Annotated in this window: 1 protein-coding gene; it reads right to left on the minus strand. The window is 71.9% G+C overall.

Going from position 1 to position 1,253, the window contains the following annotated elements; translation table 11 throughout:
* Positions 1-918, minus strand: a 918-nt coding sequence (locus L0P92_RS44520; protein ID WP_234768821.1) for an alanine racemase, incomplete at its 3' end; no start/stop codon positions are given.
* Positions 919-1,253: the final 335 nt, after the last annotated feature.

Genomic DNA, 1,253 nt, shown 5'->3' on the forward strand with positions numbered 1-1,253 from the left:
GTTGTCGACGCCTAAGAGGCCCTCGCGCCGCACCACCGGCTGGGCGAACAACGCGGCTGGCCGCCCACTGAAAGACGTGTAGTTGTCGAACAACCGCGGCACATAAAGCCCCGACCCGGCCCCGATCTCCGTCACACACTCCTCGGCGGCAGTGAACTGCACACTGCCCGTCCCCCCGCCGTTGACGAACTCAAGCCCCGGCGCCACCGCCCGCACGGCCCGCACCACAGCCCCCCGCCGCTCAGCGAGCTCCCGTCGAGCCGCGGCCTGCATCAGCCGCACGGCCCGCGACCGCAACGGCCGCCCCGCCACGGAGTCCCCGACCCCGGCGACATGCCCCTCGTACGCCATGATCCCGACCACCTCGAACCCCGGCCGCCGGGCGACGAACCTGGCCATGTCGGCGACCTGCACGGGGGAGTGCAGCGGCGAACGCCGGGCGCCCACGCGCACCCGCCCGCCGAGCAGCTTCAGCGAGGTGTCCAACTCCAGGCAGACCCGCACCACTTCCCGCCCGCCGTCCCGGGCCTCGTCGATGAGCCGGAGCTGCGCCGGGTCGTCGATCATCACGGTGACGGCGGAGGCGAGCTTGGGATCACTGGTCAGCTCGGCGAACCCGGCCTTGTCGGCGGACGGATAGGCGAGCAGGACGTCGTCGAACCCGGACCGCGCCAGCCACAGGGACTCGGCGAGGGTGAAGGACATGATCCCGGCGAACCCGTCCTTGGCGAGGACCCGTTCCAGCAGGGCCCGGCAGCGTACGGACTTGCTGGCGACGCGGATCGGCTTCCCGCCGGCCCGGCGGACGAGGTCGTCCGCGTTGGCGTCGAAGGCGTCCAGGTCCACGATCGCGAGAGGGGCGTCGAGATGGGCGGTGGCCCGGTCGTAACGGGCCCGGTCGGCGGCGCGCGCAGTCATGAACGAAGCCTCCCATGCAGGATTACCGCAGGGTAGGGGGATGTTCCGGGCAGATGCACACGGGGTCCCGGACTGGTTCCCGTTCGCCCAGGATCAACCCGTAGAGTGACGCGCACGCATGCGGGGAGCGTTCCCGGGCGCACATTCGCCGGGATGACGCCTCTCCCGTGCGGGTATGCGTGCCTGGTCGGACGAGTCCGCGCCGGGCCGGGGCAGGGAACACGGAACGACGGCCCACGTACGGGATCGGGCCCGGGACATGAGGAAACGGGGGGTGCATGAGCACGGAAGCGCGGCGCGCCCCCATCCCTCCACGCCCGTCGACACCCCCACCC

It is taken from the genome of Streptomyces muensis (assembly GCF_021474425.1).
Taxonomy (GTDB): Bacteria; Actinomycetota; Actinomycetes; order Streptomycetales; family Streptomycetaceae; genus Streptomyces; species Streptomyces muensis.